This window comes from Novosphingobium ovatum, from assembly GCF_009909235.1.
GTDB classification, from domain to species: Bacteria; Pseudomonadota; Alphaproteobacteria; order Sphingomonadales; family Sphingomonadaceae; genus Novosphingobium; species Novosphingobium ovatum.
The window spans coordinates 341163-364864 of the sequence record NZ_JAAAPO010000002.1 but is presented as its reverse complement, the minus strand read 5'-3'; the positions used below and the strand labels follow the sequence as shown (position 1 = coordinate 364864).

Here is a 23702-nt window from a genome sequence, read left to right as displayed (position 1 = left end):
AGGGCATGCTGGTCGTGACTTCGGAAAATATCGCGGGCCACCGCATCACCGCCCATCTGGGTCAGGTGTTTGGCGTGGTGGTGCGCTCACGCGGGCTGGCGGGCAATTTCATGGCCAGTCTGCGCACCATTTTCGGCGGCGAGATCAAGGAATTGTCGGTGCTGGTCGAGGAAACGCGCCAACACGCGATGGCCCGCCTGACCACCAATGCGGCGGCGATGGGGGCCAATGCGGTCATCATGATGCGGTTTGATTCGGGCGCGATCGGTCAGATGATGAACGAAGTCGTCGCCTATGGCACGGCGGTGCGGATCGAGCCGATCTGAACCACCCGCCCAGGCGGGGCCGCGATCAGGCAGCCCCGCCATTAGCGAAAATCAGGCCGCCTTGCCGTGGTTGCGGGCCTGCGCCCCGGCCAGACGGGTCATCAACCGCAGGTCGCTTTCGCTCAATTGCAGCGCGGCGTCGGCCCAGATGTCGACGATGCGGCGCAATTCGTCGACTTCCAGCGGGGCAGCCACCCGCATCGCCTTTTTCGCCGCGACCATGCCGCTGTGGCGGCGGGCCGATTTGGCGATGAAGTCACGCACGGCGGCCACGCCCTCGCCCGGCTCGGCCAGATGGGCGACGATGCCCATTTCGTACATTTCCTCGGCGGTATAGGTCTTCTGGCTCAGGATGATGCGATCCGCCATCGCCGTGCCCAACTTGCGCGAGAGGATGGCGTGCGCCCCCATGCCCGGGAACAGGCCAAACATCACCTCGGGCAGGCCAAAGGTCGATCCGCGTTCGGCGATGATCACGTCAAACGAAAGCAGCGCCTCAAAGCCGCCGCCCAGTGCCTGCCCCTGCACCAGACCGATGGTCAGCATCGGCAGGTCCATCGCCAGCATATTGCGATGCAGGATCTCGACACAGCGATAACCATAATGGGCCAGCGAATTGCGGTCGCCCGCCCGGATCAGCTTTTGGAACAGGTCCAGATCGCCGCCAAAGCAGAACACGCCGGGGCTGCGGCTGCCCAGGATCAGGTAATCCAGCGGCAGGCGGCCAGGGCCGAAATGGCGGCCGATCAGGTCCTGCCACAGTTCGAAATCGCCCAGCATCGGCGGGGTAAAGCTGGGACGGCCATAGGGCCGCATAAAGGTCCAGATGGCGCGCGCGGCGTCATCATACAACACATCCAGCTCGGCCAGATTGAGCAGACGTTCCGGAACGGCCAACCGCCGCGCCGAACTGTCCAGCCATGCCTCTTCCTGCACGGGGAGCGGCAAAGCCAACCCCTCGCCCATGGAACCACTTACGTCTTGCTGGGTAGAACCAGCAGCCAAACGATCCATATACGACCCTCCAAGTCGCACCCGCGAAGCAGCGCCCCCACAGCCTGTCCCTCGCGAATTTCATTGAATTTAAAGCAATTTGCGGGGCCGCTGGCAAAGAGAAATTTTACGTATGTTAACCATGCCCTGTTTCACTTTGGCGCACGGATTTCCTATTGATTTTCAAAGGAAAAGGAGTTTTTCGCCGATTTGCGCCTGGGCGATTTGCAGAAAATCGCCTCGGTTAATTTTCGGCAATGTCCTTATGCGGCGCGCATAGGTGTCTACCCCCAAGCGGGGGAACACCACCAAATCGGAGGCAAAAGGGTATTTTTTGGACGGGACGCAGGCAAAAGTCGGCCTTTACCCACACAGGGCAGGCCGACTCGAAAAAATACGGATCAGGCCAGTCCCAGACGGCCCAGCGACCGGTCCAGCATCAACAATTGCCACAACAGCCGCGAATAGTCCGACGTCCCGGCAATATGCGCCTCGGCGATGGCGGACAGGCGGGCGGCATCAAACCAGCCGGTACGCGCCAGCGCCCCGCCGCCATTGCGCGTGTCAGCAGCGATCGCACGCGCCGCGCCCGCCAAAGGCCCACGAAACCATTGCGCGATGGGGGTGACAAAGCCCTGTTTCGGGCGGAACAGGATGTCGTCCGGCAAATAGCGCCGCATCGTGTCCTTGAGCAGCCATTTGCCCTGCGTGCCATGGATACGTTCACCCTCTGGCAGGGTGGCGGCAAATTCGATCAGCCGGTGGTCCAGCAAAGGCTCGCGCGCCTCAAGGCTGACGGCCATGCTGGCGCGGTCCACCTTGGTCAGGATGTCGCCGGGCAGCCAGAATTTCAGATCGGCATATTGCGCCCGGTCCAGCCCGGATCGCGCCGGCGCATTGGCCATGCAGTCGATAAACGGCTGTTCCGCCCGGTAATCACCCCGCAGGCGCAGATATTCAGGCGAATAGAGCCCCGCCCGCGCCAATGGCCCCGTCACCGAGATCGCGCTGGCATAGGCGTCCATGCTGCTGCCCGCCAAGGAGAGCAGCGTGGTTTTGGCCCGCAACGGGCGCGGCGCCCAATCGGCCTTGGGGTACAGCCGCCCCAGCGTGCCGAACAGCGGCCCCCGGATGGCGTCGGGAATCAGTGAACGCACCCGGTCCTCGCGGTGCTGGAACACATGGCGGCGGTATCCGGCAAAGGCCTCATCCGCGCCGTCCCCCGACAGCGCCACCGTCACCGATTCGCGCGCCAATTGGCACACCCGCCATGTCGGCAATGCGCTGGCATCGGCAAAGGGTTCGTCAAACATCCACGCCAGATGGTCCACCGCCTCGAAATCGTCGGGGCTGACGGTGCGGTTGACGTGGTTGGTGCCAAATTGCCGCGCGATCCGCTCGGCATAGGCGCTTTCGTCCAAGGCCTTGACGTCAAAGCCGATCGAGCAGGTGCGCACCGGGTTGGCGCTAGCCTCGGCCATCAGGGCGACGACGCTGGAACTGTCCACGCCGCCTGACAGAAACGCGCCCAATGGCACATCGGCCACCATCCGGCTGGTGACGGCATCGCGCATCAGATGGATCAATTCGGCGCTGTGGTCGGCGGCGCTTCCCTTGCGCCGGTCGGCAAAACTGACATCCCACCACTGGCGCGGCGCGGGGGCGGGCTCACCATGGCGCAGCACCAGCAGGTGACCGGCGGGCAATTTCTGCACCCCGTTCAGGATGCAGCGGTGATCGGGGACATAGCCCCAGGCCAGATAGTCCTCCACCGCCAACGGGTCGATCTCGCGGCGCAGGCCGGGATGCGCGGTCAGCGCCTTCAGTTCCGAGCCAAAGATCAGGCTGCCATCGGGCAGGCTGGCGTAAAACAGCGGTTTCACCCCCAGCCGGTCGCGCACGATCAGCATCTCGCGCCGGTCCAGATCATAGATGGCAAAGGTGAACATCCCCGCCAACCGGCTGACGCAATCGGCGCCCCAGCGTTGATAGGCGGCGATGATGACTTCGGAATCGCCATCGGTGTGGAACACCGCGCCCTGCGCCGCCAGTTCAGCGCGCAATTCGCGGTAGTTGTAGATCTCGCCGTTGAACAGCAACATGGCGCGGCCGTCGGTGCTGGCCATCGGCTGGGGCGATCCGGCGATGTCGATGATCGAGAGGCGGCGATGCCCCATCCCCACCCCCGGCGCCGTCCACACGCCAAAGCCGTCCGGGCCGCGGTGCGCGATGGCATCGCACATGCGCTCGACCCGCGCGGGGTCAACCGGCTTTGGGCTGGTCAGATGGAAGATACCGGCAAAACCACACATATTCAGTCCCCTGTCGCCCGGTCATGCCCGATCCGCGCGATCCCATCCATCCAATTGCCGATCAAACCTGTCGATTGCCTAAACGCGGCGATCGATTCCGCCGCCGGGCGGGTAATGCCCCCCTCGCCCCGCGCGCCCGGCTCCACCGCCGAAACGATCAGCACCATCGTCGAGCGCCGCCGCAGCAACAGCCGATCGGTGATATTGGCCAGTTTCAGCCGCAGATTGCTGCCCGTGGCCAGATCGCCGGTGCGATAGGTGGTGGCCGCCAGACGCATCGTCGGGCCGCCCGCCAGCAACAGGTCGGTCTTGGCGTCGGCCATGTCGGGGCCAGGGCTGCGCCATGACCAGCTGCTGTCGGGGGTCAGTGCCCCTTCGCCAAAGCCGCCCGCCTTTTTGCCCGGACCCTGTGCGGCGTACAGGCCATAGAACACGTCGACCACATGGCCCTGCGCATCGGCATAGCGGCCCAGCAGGCGGTGATCGGCGCCGGTCGCGCGCGGTTCCCACCAGATGCGCGGCGTGTACTCCTCCCGGCGCCATCCCGGCACGTCAGGCAGAGTAATGGCATCGGGCATGTCCGCGCTCAGCCGGTCGGCCACCGCCACCCAGCCCACCGCCGCCAGCGCCAGTGCGCCAGCGCCCACCAGCACTCGCGTGGGCGCCACAACAAAGCCTTCGGCCCAATCCAGAACCCGCGCGCCCTGCACCGCCCCCAGATCCAGCATCGGCGCGCCCGCCGGCCGGTCGAAAAACCGCCAGCCCGCCGCCAAAATCAACCCGATGACAATGGCAAAGAACACCCAGCCATAGATGATATGGTCAATCCCGCCCGCAACCTCGCGGCCCCAGATCTGCGCGGCATAGACCGTGCCCCATGCCCGCACGCCATTGGCCAGCACCGGCACCACCACGCACAGCGCCATGAACCCCGCCCGCCGCCGCCAGTCCAGAAAGCAGACATGCGCGCACAGCGCGCCAAAGGCGGTCATCGCCACCAGAAACTTGACCCCGCTGCACGCCTCGGCGACTTCGAACAGGCCGGCGGGGGTATGGATGAACACCCCGTCGATCTGTGCCGGGATCGCGCTGACATGCACCAAAGCGATGGTGATATGGGCGGTGATGGTCTGCAACAGCGGTACCAGCTCGTCGCCAAAGGGCACCAGAAAGGCCATATAGCACAACGGAAACAGCACGCCCGCCGCCACGCGCGGCCCCAGCACCATCGGCACCGCCATCATCAGCATCGCCACAGCGGCGATCTGCGTCACCTGGGCAAAGCCGGCAAAGGCGCCCAGCACCCACAGCACCAGCGCCGCCCCCAGTCCCGCCAACCCCGGCCCCCACGCCGCAGCGCGCAGCGCGAACAGGCCCGGCAACCGTTGCGCCACCAGCCAGCCGACGATCGCCGGGACCATCAGGATGTGGTTATAGGTGGAACTGTCCCACCATTGATGCGCCATCGCCCGCCATTCGGGCCAGAACAGCGCGATCAGCCCGGCCCATACCGCCGCCAGTTGCACCAGCGGCGCGCGCCATTCCTCGGGCAGCCCCCCCGCCCGCGCGGGCAAGGCCTGAGCGCCCATGGCAGGCCAGCGGTCAGCCATCGTCGCGCGGATGGAAGGCCGATGGCGCCATGATCTGCGCCAGCGGCATCAGCGCGCCCTGCCAGCTTTGCCGATCGACCACCAACCGTCGCGCCGTCACGCCCATGGTGGCCGCCCGGCGTGGATCGCGCACCAGCGCCACGGCCAGCCGCGCCAGATCTTCGTCATGGTCGGCCACCGCCAGATGCACACCCGGCTGCGCCGGAATACCGGTGGCCGCGGCGCTGGATACCACCACCGGCAGCTCCATCGCCATCGCCTCCAGCACCTTGTTCTGGACGCCGCGCGCGATTTCCAGCGGCACCAGCGCAATATCGCTGGCCCGCAGCCATTGGCGGATGTCGTCCACCCGGCCCCAGACATGCACGCCATCGCGCCCATCCAGCGCCGTCACCTCCTCGGTAGGAGCGCGGCCAACGATGTGGAATGTCGCCTCGGGCAATTCGCGGCGGATCTGTGGCAGGATCCGTTGCGCCACCCGCAGCACGGCGGCCACGTTGGGCGGGTAATCCATCTGGCCGGTAAAGATGAAGCGCGGCCCCGGCATATCCCGCAAGGCGCCCACCGGACGGACGGACATCGGATCGAAATGATCGGCATCGATGCCATTGCCCAGCACCCGCACATCGGCCACCGCCGCCACGTCATGAGGCAAGCGTTGACGGAACAGGGCGGCCTCGGCCTCGGTGATCAACAGGCTGACATCGGCGCGCGCGGCCAACCGCGCTTCCTCGGCGCGCAACAGGCGGCCTTCGCGCTTGTACGCATGGCCCATCAGCCCCGACCGTTCCAGCGCATAGGCATCGAATTTGGCCGAATCAACGTCGACGAAATCCATGACCACCCGCCCGGTAAAGCCTGCGGGCACATATTGGCCCATCTGCCCCGAAAAGACATAGATCGCCCCGATCCGGCCACTGTCCACCAAATCGCGCACATAACGCGCCAGTTGCGGATCGTGGAAAGCGGTCAGGCTGATCGGCGCGCGGCGCCACAGTGCCTGCATGCCCGCCACCGCCAGCGGCTTTGACCGGGTGACCAGACGATAGGAATGCGCCATCGCGGCCAGTTCGACCTCTTCGGCCATGTCGTGCTGATCATCGGCGAAACAGGCGACATGCACCGGCGCCATCCGCGCCAGACGGCGCAGGATATGGTGCGAACGGATCTTGTCCCCGCGATCGGGCGGAAACGGAATGCGATGCGCCAGGAACAGGATGTCCTTGGCGCTCACCCCAGCCCCCGCGCGATCCACGGCCCGATCATGGTCGCCACTGGCAAAGGCAGCTTCTTCCAGATCTCGACCAGCCGCGAATTGCCGCTGCTGGTGGGATCGGCATCACGCTTGGGCGCGCCGGGCGCGGTATAGACGCCATAGGACAACGGCGCGGGTTCAAACCCCCAGTTGCGCTTGAAGTCATAGGGCCCCGAATGGGTCTTTGACCGGCCAAAGTCGAAATGGGTGCAGCCGCGCGCGCGCGCGTGCAGCATCAGGGCGTAATACATCCGGTCATTGGCCCGCAGCCGCCGCGCGTCCCATATGCCGCCTCCCCAATAGGGCATCACCGCCCCGCCGTGATAGATCGACAGCACGCTGGAGACCGGCACGCCTTCGTGCCAGACGGTCAGGATATCCGCGTCATCGCCAAACCCGTCCAGCATCGCGTCAAACAGCGCGCGCGGGAACACCGGCGTACCCAGATTGCGCACGCTGGCGGCATAGACGGCGTAATGGGCCGCGCGGTCGCGTTCGCTGACGCCCACGCTCACCTCCAGCGGATTGGCCAGCGACTTGCGCACCTCGGCGCGCTGTTTGCGCGGGATGGCGTTCAGTTCGGCCTCGTCGCTGTCGGCCAGCGGGCGGATGAAACCGCAATGGCTCTGCGTCTTGATCGTCCAGCCCTCGCGCCCATCGGGCAACGGCCCGCCGCGCAATTCGGCGCTGGCACAGGCGTGGCGCACGGCCATTTCCTCGGCGGCGGCAAACAGGGGCGTGGCGCATTCGCCCGGCGCCACCAGCACGCCCCCGCCCACGGCAAAGCCGCTGGAGGCCAGCAACCGGCCAAAGATCGGCGAATGGATGGCGTTCAATGGCAACCAGCCGACAATCACGCCTTCTCGCAGGGCGACAATGCCAGCGGCCGGGTTGCCCGTGCTGGCGGCCACCGCCTTGATCCACACGGGACGGTGGAATGGCGTGCCTTCGGCGTTGCGGGCGACAAAATCGTCAATCGCGGCGCATTCGTCCGCATCATCCAGCCGCGCCAGACGCACCATCGGTGCGGCCAGGCGAGCGGCAATCACCGTGTCAAACGGGAAAGGCGCGTTCATGCCCGCCACACCTGCGCCAACGCGGTTTCCCGCTTTACCAACTCGTCCATACGCCCCCACGCATAAGTCTCGATCAATTTGCGCAGCTTAGCCTCCATACGGTCAATATTTGTATAATGGCGCAGGCGCGAACGCAGCGGGGCTCCGGGAATGCGGGGCTGGTTTTCGTCGACTTCCCACGGGTGGAAATAGAAAATCGCCGGACGCCCATCGACATGGTTCACCCGGTCAATCGCCCAATGGCTGAACGCCTGAGGCAACACGCGGAAGAACCCGCCCCCGCCCGCCGCCATGCGCCGCGCGCCCCATTGCACCGTGGTGACGGGGATTTCGATCAGATCGGCATCAGGCAAAGGGCGAAAGGCAAAGCGCGGCGCCTCGCGCCAGCCGTAATGGTCATGCGCGATGGGCGCGACGCTGCTGGAATAGGTATAGCCATGTTCGGCCAGCACCTCGAACGCCCAAGGGGTGCGCGCGTCGATCGAGAAGCTGGGCGCGCGATAGCCCTTGATCGCCTGACCGCTGGCGTCCTCCAGCGTGCGGGCGGCGCGGTCGATGTCGGCGGCAAAACTCTGGGCGTCCATGGTGAACACGCGGGCGTGGTCCCAGCCGTGGCTGGCCAGTTCATGCCCCGCGTCCACAATCCGCCGCATCAGCGCCGGATAACGCGCCGCCACCCAGCCCAGCGTGAAAAAGGTCGCGCTGATCCCCAATTGCGCAAACAGGTCGATCAGCCGGTCGGTGTTGGCCTCCACCCGGCAGGGCAGATCATCCCACTGGTCACGGCTGACCACCTTTTCAAACGCGCCGACCTGGAAATAGTCCTCCACATCGACAGACATGGCATTGCGGACGGGGGCATTGCGGACGGGGGCGTTCAGGGGCGTGGACGCCTCGGTCAGGGGGATGGCGTGCTTCATCATCGTCGCTCCTGCGGGGGCGGCGGTGCGCCTGGCCCCCGGCATATGGCTCTGCCCGTCACGGGCCGGGAAAATCAGGCAGCGGGCGGCACGGATGCGCGCCCGCCGGGATCAGGTCACTCAGGCCGCCGCGCGGGTCGCGTCCTCACGCTCGATCCATTCGATCAGCATGGTCAGCGTGTGGCGGATGGTGCGGTCCTGTTCGATCAGGCGGCTTTCCAGCCCGGCCAGCCGCTCGTGCAGCGCGTCGATGGCGGCGCGGTGGGCCGGATCGCCGGACGCCTGCGCGGCCTCGTCCTGATTGGCCAGCTCGATCACCGCCTGTTGCAATTCGGCGATCTGCATGTCGCGTTCGGCCAGCGCGGATTCAAAGCTGGCCATGCTGGCCGCCCCAACTTGCGCGCGGGTGGTGGGCGCGGGCGCGTCGGGCACAGCGGCCAGCGACACCGGCGCGGCCACACCGGCGGCAGGCGCGGGCGGCGGGGCCAGTTGCAAGCCACCATCGGCGGTCAGTTCGGCCAGCACCTGCGCCAGCATGACGCCATCGATCCGCTTGCGCTGTTCGACCGCGCCAAGGATCAGCAGGCGGTTGACGATCTGGTTGATGCGGCGCGGCACGCCCGCCGATGCCTTGTGCAACTCGGCAAAGACGCGCTGGTCAAAGGCCGGGTTGCCGTCCCAACCCACCTTGCGCAGGCGGTGCAGGATATAGGGCTCGACCTCGCCCGGCTCCATCGCCTCCAGGTGATGGGCGGCGATGACGCGCTGACGCAGCTGTTCAAGGCCGGGGTGGCCCTGAATGCTGTCGCGGAATTCGGGCTGGCCCAGCAGCAGGATCTGCAACAGGGGCTGGCTGCCCAATTGGAAGTTTGACAGCATCCGCAACTCTTCGAGCGCGTCGATGGCCAAATTCTGGCTTTCGTCGACCACCAGCAGGCAGCGGCGGCCGGCGCGGGCCTCCTCGTGCAGGAAGGCCTCGATGGCGCCCAGCGCGGTGGCCTTGTCATGTGAGGCGATCGACAGGCCAAAGGCCTGCGCCACCACATGCACCAGTTCCTCGCCATCCAGCTTGCTGGTGACGATCTGCGCGGCGGTCAGGCGCAGCCGGTCGATGGTGGCCATCAGATGCGCCACCAGCGTCGACTTGCCCGCGCCCACCTCGCCGGTGATGACGATGAAGCCCTCGCCCTGCGCCAGACCATAGCCGAGATAGGACAGCGCCTTGCGGTGCGTCAGGCTCTCGAAATAGAACGCCGGGTCCGGGGTGAGCTGGAACGGACGACCGCTGAAACCATAGAAATCATCAAACATTGCAATGCCCTCCCCAAGGGGATCAGAAAGTGTAGCGCATACCGACCGAGCCAGACGTGCTCCATGCGTCCTGCACGTCCTGCCGCATGATGCCGTCGATGGCCAGAGACGCCGAAGCCGTCAGATGGCGCGAGAGATAGTATTGGTACAAAGCCACCGCACGGATCGCGTTCATGTCGCTGTTCGTGGTCAGGCCGCTCTTGTAGTGATACGCATCCAGCGTCGCGTCAAAGATCGACCGTTCCGACAGACGCCCGCCGAAATAGGCGGCGACCCAGTAATACTGGTCGGTCTTGCCATTGATGCCGGCCAGCACGGTCTGTGCCGAGGTGATATAGCGGCGGCGGTCATAGCCCGCGCCCAGACCCGTGCGCCAGCGGCCCAGATCCAGACCATAGGACAGCGACACACCCCGCCCGCGATACAGCGTCGAGTTGACCGAGCCCAGCGCGCCCGCCAGACAGTTGCCGCCCTGCATCGAGGAGACGCAGGAGGTCAGGTTGCCGGTGATCGCATCGCGCACCGTGGTGAACTGGGTGGGCATGTTGAACAGCGAATTGGTCAACGACCCGCCAAAGCCGGTGATGCCGTCATAAACCACCACGTTGAAGGCGTGGCGCTCGTCCGGCTGATAGTTGAAGAAGCCATAGACGCCCACCTCGCCATAGCGGCGGCCGACATGGGCTTCGAAATTGGTGCGGCTGGAGGGGCGCCAGACAACGCCCGCGTCCCAGATCAACCCTTCGCTGTCGAACGCCAGATAGCGCGGCTGCGAATAGTCGGTCTGCATGCGGCCATTGGCATCGCGCACGATCGCCCCGCTGCTGTCAGTGACGGCGTTGCGGCTGGACACCTGCGTGCTTTCATAGCCCGCGCCGCCGACCAGCGCGACATCTGCCCCCACAGGGATGCTGATTTCTGCACGGATGTGGCGGTCGGCCACGCGCTGATCCAGGTTCGAGACGTCTTCCTGATAGAAGCCGCCGTCCAGACCCAGACCCACCGGCAGCGCATCACCCGCGCGCGTACCGATCGCCAGACGGGCGTCCTGCACGGTGCTGTGGGCCAGAATGTCGGTGGTGCTGGTCGACAGGCCGGAACTGACGGTCGAGCCCGAATCCACCGCCGTATAGCCGGCGTGGTAATGCCCGGTGATCGCCACCGCCCCGGTCTGGGTGGTGAACGTTGGCCCGGCATAGAGCGAATAAATCTGCGTCAGCGTGTCGGACCGCGCGCCGCTGGCGCCAAAGGCCGCGCCATTGGCCGTGGCATAGGTGCGGTTGGCATAGGCGCCATAGTCCATGCGCAGCGTATCAGGCACCAGCGAGGACGACAGGCGGGCGATGCCGGTGATGCCGTTGCCGTCATCCTTGCGGTTCCAGCCGATGCGCCGTTCATAGCGCGCCGAGATCACGCCTTGATTGTTGCGGCCGTTGATCGTCGCATCCGCGCCCGCGGCCAGCACCGAATAGGTGATGACATCAGCGTCGGGCGTCAGGAATGCCTGCACCACCTGCGATGCGTCGATATAAGGCTTGACCGAGAAGCGGCGCTTGTCGGCGGTGCCCTGGTCGAACACGCCCAGACGGCGCGAACGCAGGCTGCCCTTGCCGCGGGTCGAGCGGAATTCCTCGTCGCTGGTGGTTTCTGCGCCGGTCAGATCGGAATTCTGGCCGCTGAAGGCAGAGCCGTAATAGCGGCTGCGCGACTGCGGGCCTTCGCGGCGGGTGCCGCTGCGGGCCGATGTATTGGGATCGACCTGCGAATAGGTGACGTCCACGTCATAGGTGTACGCCTGATAGGGGTCGGGATTGGTGATCGTCGTGGTCTGGCCGGTGACATCGCGGTGCGAGCCATCATCGCCCGTCAGGGACGGTTGCAGATCACGGATCGACAGATCCGGGGTGATGGCCTGATAGGCAAGCACATTGCCCACGGTGCCCGTCGAGGTGGCCGCCGTCGGCTGTGCCAGCGCCGGGGCGACAGGGCCGAACAGCCCCACCACCGCCAGAGCCGCCGCCAGCGCGGTGGAGTGGCCAAGACCCCGGCCACCGCGCTGCATATTGTGTGCTTTTTGGGTCATCACCCGCATGATCCTTACCCGCGATAACCGTGATAGTTGCCAAAGCGGCGACCGCTGGGGCTGAACTGCACGGCATTGAGCAGCAATTGTACGTTGGGACAGGCCGACAACAGCGAGGCGGCATCCTGCACCGCGCTGCCGTTGGTCTTGTCGGCCAGCACCACCAGCACAACCTGACCCGCCTGCTTGGCCACTTCGGCCGGCAGCGAGGCGGCCAGCGCCGGGGGGGTGTCGAACAGGATGATCCGGTTCGGCTTGTCCGCCAGCAGCTGATCCAGCACCGCGCCCGCACGGGCCGAGGCCAGATATTCGGCATCCGACGCGGTCGGACGCCCGCCCGACAGCACCGAAAGGCCCGGCATGTCGGTAGCCATGACAAAGTTGCGCACATCGGCACGCGGATCGGCAATCGCGTCGATCAGGCCCGGACCATTGGGCAGGCCCAGCGTCGAGAGCACCGAGTAGCGCGCCATGTCGAGATCGACCAGCAGCACCTCGACGTCCTTTTCCGCCGCGATCGACAGCGCCAGGCTGATCGCGCAATAGGTCTTGCCCTCACCCGGATGGGCCGAGGTTACCATGATGCGGTTGGCCGTGGTGCCCGCGCCCTGACGGCGCAGGTCTTCGGCGTTCTGCAACAAGGCGCGCTTGACGATGCGGAACTCTTCGGTCTGGGCGTTGGCGGCAGAACCCGGTGCGGGCATGCCTTCTTCGGCCAGACGCTGATGGTTGATGCGGTGGAAGGCCTGCTGCGCATAGGCGGGAGCCTGCGGCGCGTAGCCCGGCTGCGGCGCATAGGCCGGCTGCTGGGCATAGGCGGGCGGGGCCACCGGCGGCTGCATCATCGGCGCGGGCGCGGGCTGGGGCGCATAGGCCTGCGGGGCAGGCTGCGGCGCATAGGCCTGCGGGGCAGGCTGGGGCGCCGGGGCATAAGCCTGCGGAGCCGGAGCCGGAGCGTATGCCTGCGGCGCGGGGGCCTCGGGCTGGGCCACAGGCGGTTGGGCCTGCGGCGTCAGCGAGGGCGGCAGCAATTCGCTGGGCGCGCTGGGCGGCACGAACTGCTGGCGGTCAAAGGCCCGCATCGCGCGCTCGATCAACGAGTTGTGCGATTCTTCGGGCTGGGCCGGCTGGGTCGGGATCTTGTTCGGTTCGATCATTTCAGCCTCCTCACGCGATCATGCCGCGCTGGATGAATTCCATGGCCATCAGCAGGGCGAACAAGCCGCCAAGCAGCGCCGATGCGGCATAGAAGTTGCGGGTCTTGCGTGCCTGTTCAGCGCGGCCAGCGGGCGAGAGCGACTGCGAGATCGCCCCCAGAACCGGCAGGCCAGTGGCCTTTTCCAGCTTGCTGGTGGTGCCAAAGCTGGAGCGCAGTTCGCCCGCAACAAAGGCCACACCCAGACCAGCGACGATCCCGCCAGCCAGCACCATGAACAGCAGCAGCGGACGGTTGGGCGCAACCGGACCACGCGGCAGCACCGGCGGATCCAGCACGTCAACCTTGGCCGAACCCTGCACCGAGACCACCTGGCCACGCAGGCGCAGGTCTTCACGGTCCTTCAGCATCTTGTCATACTGCTGCTTCAGGACGTCATAGTCGCGGATGATGTTCTGGGCTTCCTGCATCAGCTGCGGATTGGACAGCTGGGCAGCGGTCGTCTGGTTCAGCTCGGTTTCGGCGGCAACGCGGCGGGCCTGCAAGGCTTGCAGGGCGGCACCACGTTCGGCGCGGATCGATTCCAGGCTGGCATAGGCCGGGTTGGGCGTGCCACTGGGGACGCCGCTGGAGCCTTCCTGACGGATCTGGGCGCGCAGGGCGACGATCTGATTGCGCGCGGCAATCACGTCGGGGTGGTTTTCAGTCAGGCCACGGGCGCGCATCATCGCCAGATCCGCCTGGATCTGCGAGAGCTGTCCGCGCAGGCCACCAGCCGGGCCGGTCGCCGCGATCGTCTGCGGGGTAGAGCTGATCTGGGCGTTGATCGCCGCCAGCGCGCTTTGCGCCGCGATGATGTCCGAATCCAGACCACGGATCGCCTGACGGCCCTGTTCCATGCGCTGCAGGATCGAGATGCCGCCCTGCGCCAGTTCGGGATGCTGCGCCTCGAACGCCAGACGGCGTTGTTCGGCGGCCTGCAATTCGTTCTGGCGGACCGACAGCTGCTGATCCATGAAGGTCAGCGTCTGCTTCATTTCGGTCTGATTGCCGACGATGTTGCCTTCGCGGAAGATGTCGATCAGCTTTTGCACCACATCGCGCGACAGGCGGGCGTTTTCGGCATCCGACAGACGCATCGAACGCGCGGTGGCAGTGATGGTAAAGATGTTGTCCTGATCCGCGGTGATCTTGATCGCCTTGGCCAGACCGCCGATCGCGCCGTCCATCTGCTTGCGGCTGGTGACGCCGTCCGACAGGCGGGTGGAGCGGATCACCTTCTCCAGGTTCTGCGAGCTGGTCAGCGTGTCGCGCACCTTCTCGATCGAGGCCTTGCGATCGGCATCGCCGATGCCCACCGACGAGGAGAGCGGGTCATACATCTGGACGAAAATGCGTGCTTTCGACTCATAGCTGTTCGGGACCATCGTCACCGCCAGCCAGCCCAGCACACACACCACCCACGCCACCGCCAGCGCCAACCAGCGGCGCTGCCAGATACCGTGGAGGGAGGCCCTCAGGTCATCGTAAAGGGTATTCATGATAGGGTCCCCCGTTGTGGATCAGAAGATGCTTTCAGGGATGATGATCACATCGCCCGGCATCAGGTGGACATTGGCCCGCGCGTCACCCTTCTTGAACAGGTCGCCCAGACGCAGCGAATATTCCTTCTGCTGGCCGGTGCCCTTGTCGAAGCGGATCAGTTTCGAGCGGTTGCCCGAGGCAAATTCGTTCATGCCACCCACCGCGATCATCGCGTCCAGAATGGTCATGTTGGCGCGATAGGGGATCGAGGCCGGACGGCCCGTTGCACCCACCACGCGGATCTGTTCGGAAAACGTGCCGGCAAAGCGGTTGACGATCACCGAGACCAGCGGATCCTGAATGAACTGCGAGAGTTGCAGCTGGATATCCTGCGCCAGCATGCTGGGCGTCTTGCCCACGGCGGGCATGTCGGTGATCAGCGGCGTGGTGATGCGGCCGTCGGGACGCACCTGCACACGCGCACCCAATTCCGGGTTGCGCCAGACGAACACGGTCAGTTCGTCCATGGGACCGATAATGTAATCTTCGCCCGGACCTTCCTGCAGGGCCACGAAATTGGCCGGCGGCAGTTGGGGCCCACGCTTGGCCTCGGCGCTGCCGGTGATCGCAACGCTTGCCAGTGCGGCCCCCGCAAGCAGACGTACGACTGTTTTGCTCGACATGGGTAGCTTCCTCGACGGCGCCGGACCGCGCGCACGAAAGGGATTTTCGGGCGGGAGATACGGCAGTTCAGTGTCTGCTATGGCCGATAAGGGTAAACATTCTGTTAGCCATTCCGGCATTTTGCGGAGGAAACGGGGGTATTTCAGGGGCGGTCCCAAAGCGGGACGGCACGGGCCAAACCCGTTAACACGACGCCCGGATGCGCCTGACACGGCGCATTTTCGCGCCGATGGGCCATGGCAAATCAACGATCTGGCGTTGCGGTATGGTTAACGCGCGATGGGCGTCAGACGCGTAGGACCACGGGCAGGCAGGTTAACGCTGCGCGCGGCGCCCGCGTGTGGTTTCATGCCGGGGCAAAGGCCGGCGCGCCCTGCCCGCCCCACGTGAAACGCGGGGACGGGCGTACCGATTCGGGACTTTGGACGATAGGGGGGGACTGTGCGGGCGCTTAGACCAGCACTTCGCCGGCCGGCCCCTGCCCCAGGAAGGTGGCCGGGCTGGCGCTGGCGCCATAGGCCCCGGCGCAGAACACCGCCACGATGTCACCCACCTGCGCTGGCGGGAACAAGGCCTTGTCGGCCAAACGGTCCAGCGGGGTGCACAGACAGCCCACCACATTGGCCTCATCCGTGGCGGGCGCGTCAAAGCGGGTGGCGATGGCGACAGGGTAATTGCGGCGCACCACCGTGCCGAAATTGCCGCTGGCCGCCAGTTGATGGTGCAGGCCCCCATCGGTCACCAGATAGGTTTCCCCATGGCTGGTCTTCACATCGACGATCCGGGTCAGATAGACGCCCGCCTCTCCCACCAGATAGCGGCCCATTTCCATCGCGAAATGGGTATCGGCCAATTCATCGGGCAGCGCGGCGAAACGGTCAGCCAGCGCCGCGCCCACCGCGCCTGCGTCAATCGGCGTATCGCCGGGGAAATAGGGAATGCCCATCCCCCCGCCCAGATTGAGATGCGGCACGCCAACGCCCGCCTCTCGCGCCAGCCTTGCGGCCAGTTCCAGCGTTTGCGCCTGCGTCTCGATCACGGCATCGGCCGACAGCGCCTGCGACCCGGCAAAGATGTGAAAACCGCGCCATTGCGCCCCGGTATCGACAATCGCGCGGGCCAGTGCGGGCACGCGGTCGGCATCCACGCCAAAGGGTTTGGCCCCCCCGCCCATCTTCATCCCCGATCCGGCCAAGCCAAAATCGGGGTTCACACGGATCGCCATGCGCGGATTGATGCCGATACGCTCGGCAATGGTCAGGGCGCGTTCGGCCTCGGTCACGGATTCGATGTTCAGCGTCACGCCCGCGCTGATCGCAGCCTGCAATTCCACGTCCCGCTTGCCCGGCCCGGCAAAGCTGATGCGCGCCGGGTCCAGCCCCGCGTTCAGCGCCATGCCCAATTCGCCCCCGCTGGCAATGTCAAAGCCATCGACAAGGCCGGCCATTTCGCGCAGCAGCGGACCAAATGGGTTCGCCTTCATCGCGTAATGCAGCGCCAGCCGGGGCGGCATCGCGGCGCGCAGATCGGCCACCCGCCGCGCGATCAGCGCCCGGTCATAGACGAACAGCGGCGTCTGCCCGCCCTGCTGGGCGATGATGTCGGTCACCTTGGTACCGGCGATGGTCATCACGCCATCGGCCACGCCAAAACCGGCCGGAATCGGCCCCAACGGCTTGGACTTGCTCTTGGTTTCAGGCGCGCTCATGCGTCATGCTCCGTGGCGGTGTCATCCGCGATTGCCGTCAGTTCGGCCAACAGTTCCTGATACAGACCGGTCCGGTCCAGCTTGCCGTTGGGGCTGATGGGCATGGTGCTTTTCCAATGGATCACAGATGGTTGCATAAAATTGGGCAGATCCGCCTTCAACCGCTTGGGCAGATTGTCCGCCGCGCCATCCACGCCAGGGGCCGCCCGCACCACCAGATGCACCGCATGGCCCAGCCGCGCGTCCGGCAGGCCCAGCGCCACCGCTTCGGCGACCAATCCGGTGGCGATGGCCGCGTCCTCGACCTCTTGCGGGCTGATACGGTTGCCCGCCGATTTGATCATGGCATCGCGCCGCCCGACAAAATACAACAACCCCTGCGCATCGCGCCGCACCCGGTCGCCGCTCCACACCGCCATGCCGCCATAATGGCTGCCATCGGGCGCGGGCTTGTAGCGTTCGGCGGTGCGGACCTCGTCCTGCCAATAGCCATGCGCCACCAGCGGCCCGGTGTGGACCAGTTCGCCCTCCTGATCGTCGGCCGCGATGGCGCCATCGTCATTCACCACCAGAATTTCGGCATAGGGAATCGCCTTGCCCATGCTGGTGGGGTGGGTGTCGATCAGGGCGGGGTCCAGATAGGTCGAACGGAACGCCTCGGTCAGGCCATACATGGCAAACAGCCGCGCCTGCGGGAAAGCACCGCGCAAGCGATGGACCAGATCCACCGTCAGCGCCCCGCCGCTGTTGGTCAGGCGGCGCAGTTTGGCCGCGACCGCATCGGGCCATTCCAGTTCGGCCAATTGCACCCACAGCGGCGGCACGCAGGCCAGCGTGGTCACATCATGGCGGTCGATCGCCTTGACCACGTCGCGCGGGGTCAGATAATCCAGCGGCACCGCGCTGCCCCCGGCATACCAGTGCGAGAGCAACTGGTTCTGCCCATAGTCAAACGAGAGCGGCAACACCGCCAGCGCCCGGTCATCCGGCCCCAGCCCCAGATAGGTGGCGACACTTTCCGCCCCCAGCCACATGTTGGCGTGCGACAGCATCACCCCCTTGGGCTTACCCGTCGAGCCGCTGGTGTAGAGGATCGCAGCCAGATGCGCGGGATCGGCATCGGACGGCCCGATCGGCGCAAACGCGGAGGCGGCGGTCAATGCCTCTTCCTCGGACATAACGGCGCAGCCATCCGGGATATCGCCCGGCTCCAGCGAGGCAAGACGCGCCGCCGTGGCGATCAGCAACACCGCGCCGCTGTCAGCCAGAATATGACCTACCTGTGCGCGTTTCAGCAAAGGGTTCACCGGCACATGCACAGCCCCTGCCCGCGCCGTGGCCAAAGGCATCAGGCATGTCACCTCGCCCTTGGCCGCCCAGGTGGCGACGCGCGGCCCGGCCATCGCATGGGCGCCACCGGCCGCCGGCACCGCCACGCGGTCTGTGCCCAGTTGTGCCACCAGCCACGCGGCCAGCGCACCGACACGCATCCTTAAGTCATTATAGGTAAGCACACCTGAACGCAGCACCAAAGCTGGCGCTTCACCATCGCCCCGCTGGGTCAGATGGTCGAGTGGTTGAGCAACAGTTGCTGCACACATGTTTAAAATCGCACCCCAATGCACAGAAAGTCTCTGCCTTGATTTCGCTCACCTACCATGCCGACCTTAACGAAGTCCAAGGCGATAAGGATTTGGCCGGATGGCTGTCCGCGCCGGCGGGCGCGCCGTTTGACCGGCTGGACTGGTGGGCGGGGTTGCAGGCCCATTGCGCGATGCGCCCGGTGCTGGCCGTGGCGCGCAATGGCGCGGGCGCGCTGGCGCTGCCGCTGGCTCAAGGTCAGGGGGAACTGACGGCGCTGGCCAATTGGTACACGTTCCGCGTGGCCCCGGTGGTGAGCGGCACGCCCGACCGGGCGGCGCTGTTGCAGGCACTGGCCCGCGATCTGGCGCGGCGGACGGGGCGCATCACCCTGACCCATGTCCCGGACGAGGACGGCAGCGCCAGCGCCATTGCCGCAGGTTTTCGCGGGGCGGGCTGGCTTGTGCGCATGGTGGTGGATGACACCAACCATATCCTGCATCTGCGCGGGCGCGACTATGCCACCTATCTGGCCGCGCGCCCCGGCCCGCTGCGCACCACGTTGAAGCGCAAGGCCAAGAAGGTCGCCTGCACCATCCACACGGCCTTTTCGGACGCGGCATGGGCCGAATATGAGGCCGTCTATGCCCAAAGCTGGAAGCCCGAGGAAGGCGCGATGGCCTTCCTGCGCGACTTTGCCCGGGCAGAGGGCGCGGCCGGACGGTTGCGGCTGGGGCTGGCCCATGCGCTGGACGGCACGCAGGAGGGCGTGGCCCCCGGCACGCCATTGGCGGCGCAATTGTGGAGCGTCGAGGGCGGCACCGCCTTCATCCACAAGCTGGCCTATGTCGAAAGCGCCAAGCCTGTGTCCCCCGGCACCAGCCTGTCGGCGGCACTGTTTGCCCATGTGATCGACGGCGATGGGGTGACCATGGTCGACTTTGGCACCGGCGATGATCCGTACAAGCGCGACTGGATGGAGGAGCAGCGCCCCCGCTATCGGCTGGAGATGGTGCGACTGGACCAACCCGGCCAATGGCCCCGGCTGGCTGTGCATTGCGCCAGATCATGGGCAAAGCGGCTTGTGGGGGCGAAGCAGCAGGGCTAGAGCCAAATCCCTGTTCGCCCGCCGGATATGCGACCGGCGGCACAACAACAATCCGATACCCAAAGAGGGGCTATGCAAAACGAGACCGATGCGCAACTGCGCCAGATCCTGACCGACGTTCTGGGGCTGAAGCCCGGACAGGCAGATGGCTTTACCGCCGACACCGGGCTGTTTGGCCATTTGCCCGAACTGGATTCGATGGCGGTGGCGGGCCTGTTGACCGAAATCGAGGACCGTCTGGATATCGTCATTGATGACGAGGATGTCGATGGCGATCTGCTGGAGAGCTATGGCGCGCTGCTGACCTTTGTCACGGCGCGGCGCGGCGGCTGACCTTAAACGTGGAAGATTGGGCGATGGGTGCGACCACGCTGGAGATGATCGAAAGCTGGCCCTGCCCTTTGCCCGGCGGCGGTACGCGCGATGAACTGGCGCTGCGGCTGGCGGCAGCGGTAGGGCTGGAACGCGGCGCGCAGGTGCTGGTGATCCCGGCGCTGTTTGACGAGGCAAACCGCATGCGCCGCCTGAGCGTCGAGGTGATGCGGCGCCTGTCGGCCAGCGGCGTAGGCGCGGTCCTGCCCGAAATTCCAGGTCTGGGCGACAGCCTGGCCGATCTGACGCGGCAAACGCCGGGTGATTGGCGGCTGGCCATGTTGGGGGCGGCGCGGCATTTTGGCGCGACCCATGTGCTGGCCATCCGTGGCGGCGCGCTGATTGCGCCCGATGGCCTGCCGGGATGGCGCTATGCGCCCGTTACCGGCGCCAGCCAGATGCGCCAGATGCTGCGCGCGCGCATTGTCGCCGCGCGCGAACTGGGCGTTGAGGAAAAGCAGGACAGCCTGATGGCGCAGGGCCGCGAGGCTGGGCTGGAACTGGTGGGCTATCGTCTGGGCGCGGAATTTGTGGCGGAATTTCCGGGGCTGGTGGTGAACGCTGACAGCCCGATGCGCGATATCGCGCCCGATCTGGTGCCCACCCCCGGCCTGTGGCTGCGCGCCGAACCGGGCGAAAACGCGGCGCAGGCCGATGCGCTGGCCGCCGTGGTGATGATGGGCATAACCGCAGGAGACGCGGCATGAGCGGCAGCACGATGCGCAAAGGGATAGCCTTTACCTGCGAGGCCGCCGCACTGTTCGGCACGCTGGACCTGCCGGCCGATGGCGCGCCGCGCGCCGGGCTGCTGCTGGTATCGGGCGGCAATGAAATCCGCGCGGGCGCGTGGAGCGGTCAGGCCCAAATGGCCGCGCGTCTGGCGGCGCAAGGCTTTGCCGTGATGCGCTATGACCGGCGCGGAGTGGGCGACAGCGAAGGGATGAACACCGGCTTTCGCGGCAGCGGGCCGGACATTCTGGCGGCGCTGACGGCGTTTCGTGACGCCGTGCCGGGGCTGGCGCGGCTGGTGGTTCTGGGCAATTGCGATGCGGCCAGCGCGGTGATGATGACCGCGCCCCAGATGCAGGGCGTATCGGCGCTGGTGCTGTCCAACCCCTGGACGATCGAGCAGGACGAAGACGGCGCGGCCGAGGAAAAGGCCGCCATGCCTACCGCCGCCTTGCGTGCCCATTACCGCGCGCGTCTGGCCAATCCGGCGATGCTGTTGCGGCTGTTGACCGGCAAGGTGTCGATCTTCGGCGCGATCCGCAGCGTGATCGCCATGCTGCGGCCCAAGCCTGCCGAGCCAAACCCGCTGGCCCGCGCGATGGCCGAGGGGCTGAGCGCGTGGGGTGGTCCGGCGATGTTGCTGATTGCCGGGCGCGACCGGACGGGCTTGGCTTTTCTGGACAATTGGGACAAGCGCGACCGCCGCATCCAGACCTGCGATGGCGCCACCCACAGCTTTGTCGAGGACCATGCGCGCGACTGGTATCTGGCGCAAGTCGTGGTAGCGCTGAACGGATAGGCCCCAAATCCGCCATCAGCGTTCCAATTCTTGGCACAAAATCGCAAATAAAATCGCAAATATGGCACCTCGCGTGAATATGCATTCGCGCGTTTAAATACATACGCTCCATTGCCACGCAGCGATATTCACACTAGCTGTACAATGCTGGTTTACTGCGATTACTCAGCGCAGCCCATGCCCGACACCCGGACCACAGCAGATGGCCGGACGCCCTGCATCCAAAAAAGGTAACATCATGGGAAGCCTGACTCAGAATGTGAATGTGGCCAACAATATGGGCCAGACCGCCTATGTCATGGTGGGATTGACCCCCGAATGGGAAATCATCGACTTTCTGGTCAGTGCCGCGGAACTGGCGCTGGCATTGGCCGACGTGGCCGCGCTGCCCGAAGCGGTGTCGGGTTTGCTGAACGGCTTGCCCGCCACGATGGAAACCTTTGCCGATCTGGCCGCTTTTACCAAAACGGTGGCGCAATTCGGCTGGCGCGTTGGCTCGGCCGCCAATCACACGCAATTGGCCATCAAGCGCGCCATCGACGCCTTCAAGCAATCCTCGATCGCCATCCCCTATGGCCAGGTGCAAAACGTCAGCCATATGGATCTGAGCGCCTGCGTGAACCCGTCAGGCATTGCCTCGTTCCTGGGGGCTGAAACGCTGCAAATGATCGTCATGTCCGAGGATTCGCAATATCAGGCCAATTTCCAGACCGGCGCCGATGATTCCTGGGTGCTGACCAACGGCCGCTATTTCCCCCGCGCCCAATATGGCAAGCTGTGGGTGCAGGACCAGAGCGCGGGCACGGTGACGTGGAACGCCTGCTCGTTGCAGACGCATCTGGCGTGGAACCAGTACTGGCTGACCTATTACCAGAACGAGCTGGACAATGTGCACAATGGCATGCTCAGCCCGGCCAATACGACCATTCCCTATTTTCAGCTGCCGAGCATGATCGCGATGTACCAGAACAACGTCGCCAATTATCAGCACGACATCAATACCGCCGTGGGCTGATACGGACGACTGGCGCGGGACGCGCGCGCCAGAACCGCTGGGGGGCGGGCGATCATCGCCTGCCCCCTTGCGCGTCAGAGTATTGGGCGCGCGCGATTATTGACCGCGCGCGTGATCCAGTGCGCCGACAAAGCGTTCCGCGTCCAGCGCCGCCATGCAGCCCGTGCCCGCCGCCGTCACCGCCTGACGATAGGTGTGGTCCATCACGTCACCGGCGGCAAACACGCCGGGGATGGCAGTCTTGGGCGTGCCGGGCTGCACGACGATATAGCCCGATGCGTCCAGCTCCAGCTTGCCCTTGAACAAGTCGGTCGCGGGGGCGTGGCCAATGGCGACAAAGGCGCCCTGTGCCGGTTCGACGCTCTTTTCGCCGGTGACGGTGTCGGTCAGCGCGACGCCCGTCAGGCCAGCCCCGCCAATCCCGGCCTCACCCACGAAACCATCGACCGCCTTGTTCCACAACACCTTGATATGGGGGTGGGCGAACAGGCGTTCCTGCAGGATCTTTTCCGCGCGCAAGCTGTCGCGGCGGTGGATCAGCGTCACGTCCTGGCTGTGGTTGGTCAGGTACAGCGCTTCCTCGACCGCGGTGTTGCCGCCGCCGATCACCACCACCTTTTTCCCGCGATAGAAGAACCCGTCACAGGTGGCGCAGGCCGACACGCCCTTGCCCGACAGCGCCTGCTCTCCGTCCACGCCCAGCCATTTGGCCTGCGCGCCGGTGCAGATCACCAGCGTGTCGCCCTCATACACATCGCCGCTGTCGCCAACGGCACGGAACGGCGGCCCGGACAGGTCGATGTCGGTGATCGTGTCCCACATCATCCGCGTGCCGACATGTTCGGCCTGCGCCTGCATCTCTTGCACCAGCCACGGGCCCTGCACCGCCTCGCGGAAGCCGGGGTAGTTTTCGACATCGGTGGTGATCGTCAGCTGGCCGCCCGGTTGCAGGCCCTGCACGACAATCGGGTTCAACCCGGCGCGCGCGCCATAGATCGCCGCCGTCAGCCCGGCGGGGCCAGAACCGATGATCAACATGCGGGTGGTGTGCGTGGTCATGCGAATCCCTGTAGCAAATCCTGTGTTGCCCGGCGGGATAGGCGCTGCCATCGCCAAAGGAAAGGTGCCCCGCTCTTGGGG

Annotated in this window: 20 protein-coding genes; 6 read left to right on the top strand and 14 right to left on the bottom strand. The window is 65.7% G+C overall.

Annotated features, from left to right (window positions below; all coding sequences use genetic code 11):
* Positions 1 to 5 precede the first annotated feature (5 nt).
* Positions 6 to 326, top strand: coding sequence for a YbjQ family protein (locus tag GTZ99_RS05855; RefSeq protein ID WP_161717337.1), 321 nt, complete (start codon positions 6 to 8; stop codon positions 324 to 326).
* Between the two features lie 51 nt (positions 327 to 377).
* Here the strand turns inward: GTZ99_RS05855 and GTZ99_RS05850 are convergent, their stop codons facing one another.
* The 13 genes from GTZ99_RS05850 to GTZ99_RS05790 all read right to left on the bottom strand — a co-directional run bounded on the left by GTZ99_RS05850 (position 378) and on the right by GTZ99_RS05790 (position 18559).
* Positions 378 to 1340 carry a crotonase/enoyl-CoA hydratase family protein gene (locus GTZ99_RS05850; RefSeq protein ID WP_227711130.1) on the bottom strand — a complete coding sequence of 321 codons (963 nt, stop codon included), beginning with the start codon at positions 1338 to 1340 and terminating at the stop codon, positions 378 to 380.
* A 380-nt stretch (positions 1341 to 1720) separates the two neighbouring features.
* On the bottom strand, positions 1721 to 3631 hold the full coding sequence (locus GTZ99_RS05845; protein ID WP_161717336.1) for an XrtA/PEP-CTERM system amidotransferase: 1911 nt from the start codon (positions 3629 to 3631) through the stop codon (positions 1721 to 1723).
* A gap of 2 nt (positions 3632 to 3633) precedes the next feature.
* Positions 3634 to 5241: an exosortase A gene (gene xrtA / locus GTZ99_RS05840; protein ID WP_227711129.1), complete on the bottom strand. Its 1608-nt coding sequence runs from the start codon at positions 5239 to 5241 to the stop codon at positions 3634 to 3636.
* A complete protein-coding gene (locus GTZ99_RS05835) occupies positions 5234 to 6475 on the bottom strand; it encodes a TIGR03087 family PEP-CTERM/XrtA system glycosyltransferase (protein WP_161717335.1) in 1242 nt (413 codons plus the stop codon). The genes xrtA and GTZ99_RS05835 overlap by 8 nt, the downstream gene beginning before the upstream one ends.
* Positions 6472 to 7572 carry a FemAB family XrtA/PEP-CTERM system-associated protein gene (locus GTZ99_RS05830; RefSeq protein ID WP_227711128.1) on the bottom strand — a complete coding sequence of 367 codons (1101 nt, stop codon included), beginning with the start codon at positions 7570 to 7572 and terminating at the stop codon, positions 6472 to 6474. Before GTZ99_RS05830 ends, GTZ99_RS05835 begins: the two co-directional genes overlap by 4 nt.
* Positions 7569 to 8414, bottom strand: coding sequence for an XrtA system polysaccharide deacetylase (locus GTZ99_RS05825; protein WP_227711173.1), 846 nt, complete (start codon positions 8412 to 8414; stop codon positions 7569 to 7571). The genes GTZ99_RS05830 and GTZ99_RS05825 overlap by 4 nt, the downstream gene beginning before the upstream one ends.
* A 198-nt stretch (positions 8415 to 8612) precedes the next feature.
* On the bottom strand, positions 8613 to 9803 hold the full coding sequence (locus GTZ99_RS05820) for an XrtA/PEP-CTERM system-associated ATPase (protein WP_161717334.1): 1191 nt from the start codon (positions 9801 to 9803) through the stop codon (positions 8613 to 8615).
* Between the two features lie 22 nt (positions 9804 to 9825).
* Positions 9826 to 11886, bottom strand: coding sequence for a preprotein translocase subunit YajC (locus tag GTZ99_RS05815; RefSeq protein WP_161717333.1), 2061 nt, complete (start codon positions 11884 to 11886; stop codon positions 9826 to 9828).
* Between the two features lie 14 nt (positions 11887 to 11900).
* A complete protein-coding gene (locus GTZ99_RS05810; RefSeq protein WP_227711127.1) occupies positions 11901 to 13043 on the bottom strand; it encodes a P-loop NTPase family protein in 1143 nt (380 codons plus the stop codon).
* A 10-nt stretch (positions 13044 to 13053) separates the two neighbouring features.
* Entirely contained in the window at positions 13054 to 14583 is a 1530-nt protein-coding gene (locus tag GTZ99_RS05805) for an XrtA system polysaccharide chain length determinant (protein ID WP_161717332.1), read from the bottom strand.
* A gap of 21 nt (positions 14584 to 14604) precedes the next feature.
* Entirely contained in the window at positions 14605 to 15249 is a 645-nt protein-coding gene (locus GTZ99_RS05800) for an XrtA/PEP-CTERM system exopolysaccharide export protein (protein WP_161717331.1), read from the bottom strand.
* Between the two features lie 452 nt (positions 15250 to 15701).
* Positions 15702 to 16958, bottom strand: a complete 1257-nt coding sequence (locus tag GTZ99_RS05795; protein ID WP_161717330.1) for a pyridoxal-dependent decarboxylase, exosortase A system-associated — start codon at positions 16956 to 16958, stop codon at positions 15702 to 15704.
* A complete protein-coding gene (locus GTZ99_RS05790; protein WP_161717329.1) occupies positions 16955 to 18559 on the bottom strand; it encodes an acyl-CoA ligase (AMP-forming), exosortase A system-associated in 1605 nt (534 codons plus the stop codon). Before GTZ99_RS05790 ends, GTZ99_RS05795 begins: the two co-directional genes overlap by 4 nt.
* 92 nt (positions 18560 to 18651) lie before the next feature.
* Here GTZ99_RS05790 and GTZ99_RS05785 point away from each other — a divergent pair, with 92 nt between their 5' ends.
* From GTZ99_RS05785 to GTZ99_RS05765, 5 genes are all read left to right on the top strand, one after another.
* Entirely contained in the window at positions 18652 to 19647 is a 996-nt protein-coding gene (locus tag GTZ99_RS05785) for a GNAT family N-acetyltransferase (RefSeq protein ID WP_227711126.1), read from the top strand.
* A 72-nt stretch (positions 19648 to 19719) separates the two neighbouring features.
* Positions 19720 to 19980 carry an acyl carrier protein gene (locus tag GTZ99_RS05780; RefSeq protein WP_161717327.1) on the top strand — a complete coding sequence of 87 codons (261 nt, stop codon included), beginning with the start codon at positions 19720 to 19722 and terminating at the stop codon, positions 19978 to 19980.
* A gap of 8 nt (positions 19981 to 19988) precedes the next feature.
* Complete coding sequence (locus tag GTZ99_RS05775; protein ID WP_320076642.1) at positions 19989 to 20726, top strand: alpha/beta hydrolase family protein; 738 nt, start codon at positions 19989 to 19991, stop codon at positions 20724 to 20726.
* On the top strand, positions 20723 to 21547 hold the full coding sequence (locus tag GTZ99_RS05770; protein WP_227711125.1) for a hydrolase 1, exosortase A system-associated: 825 nt from the start codon (positions 20723 to 20725) through the stop codon (positions 21545 to 21547). The genes GTZ99_RS05775 and GTZ99_RS05770 overlap by 4 nt, the downstream gene beginning before the upstream one ends.
* Before the next feature lie 238 nt (positions 21548 to 21785).
* On the top strand, positions 21786 to 22562 hold the full coding sequence (locus tag GTZ99_RS05765; protein WP_161717326.1) for a hypothetical protein: 777 nt from the start codon (positions 21786 to 21788) through the stop codon (positions 22560 to 22562).
* Between the two features lie 96 nt (positions 22563 to 22658).
* Here GTZ99_RS05765 and trxB read toward each other — a convergent pair whose 3' ends face one another.
* Positions 22659 to 23621, bottom strand: coding sequence for a thioredoxin-disulfide reductase (trxB, locus tag GTZ99_RS05760; protein ID WP_161717325.1), 963 nt, complete (start codon positions 23619 to 23621; stop codon positions 22659 to 22661).
* Between the last annotated feature and the right edge of the window lie 81 nt (positions 23622 to 23702).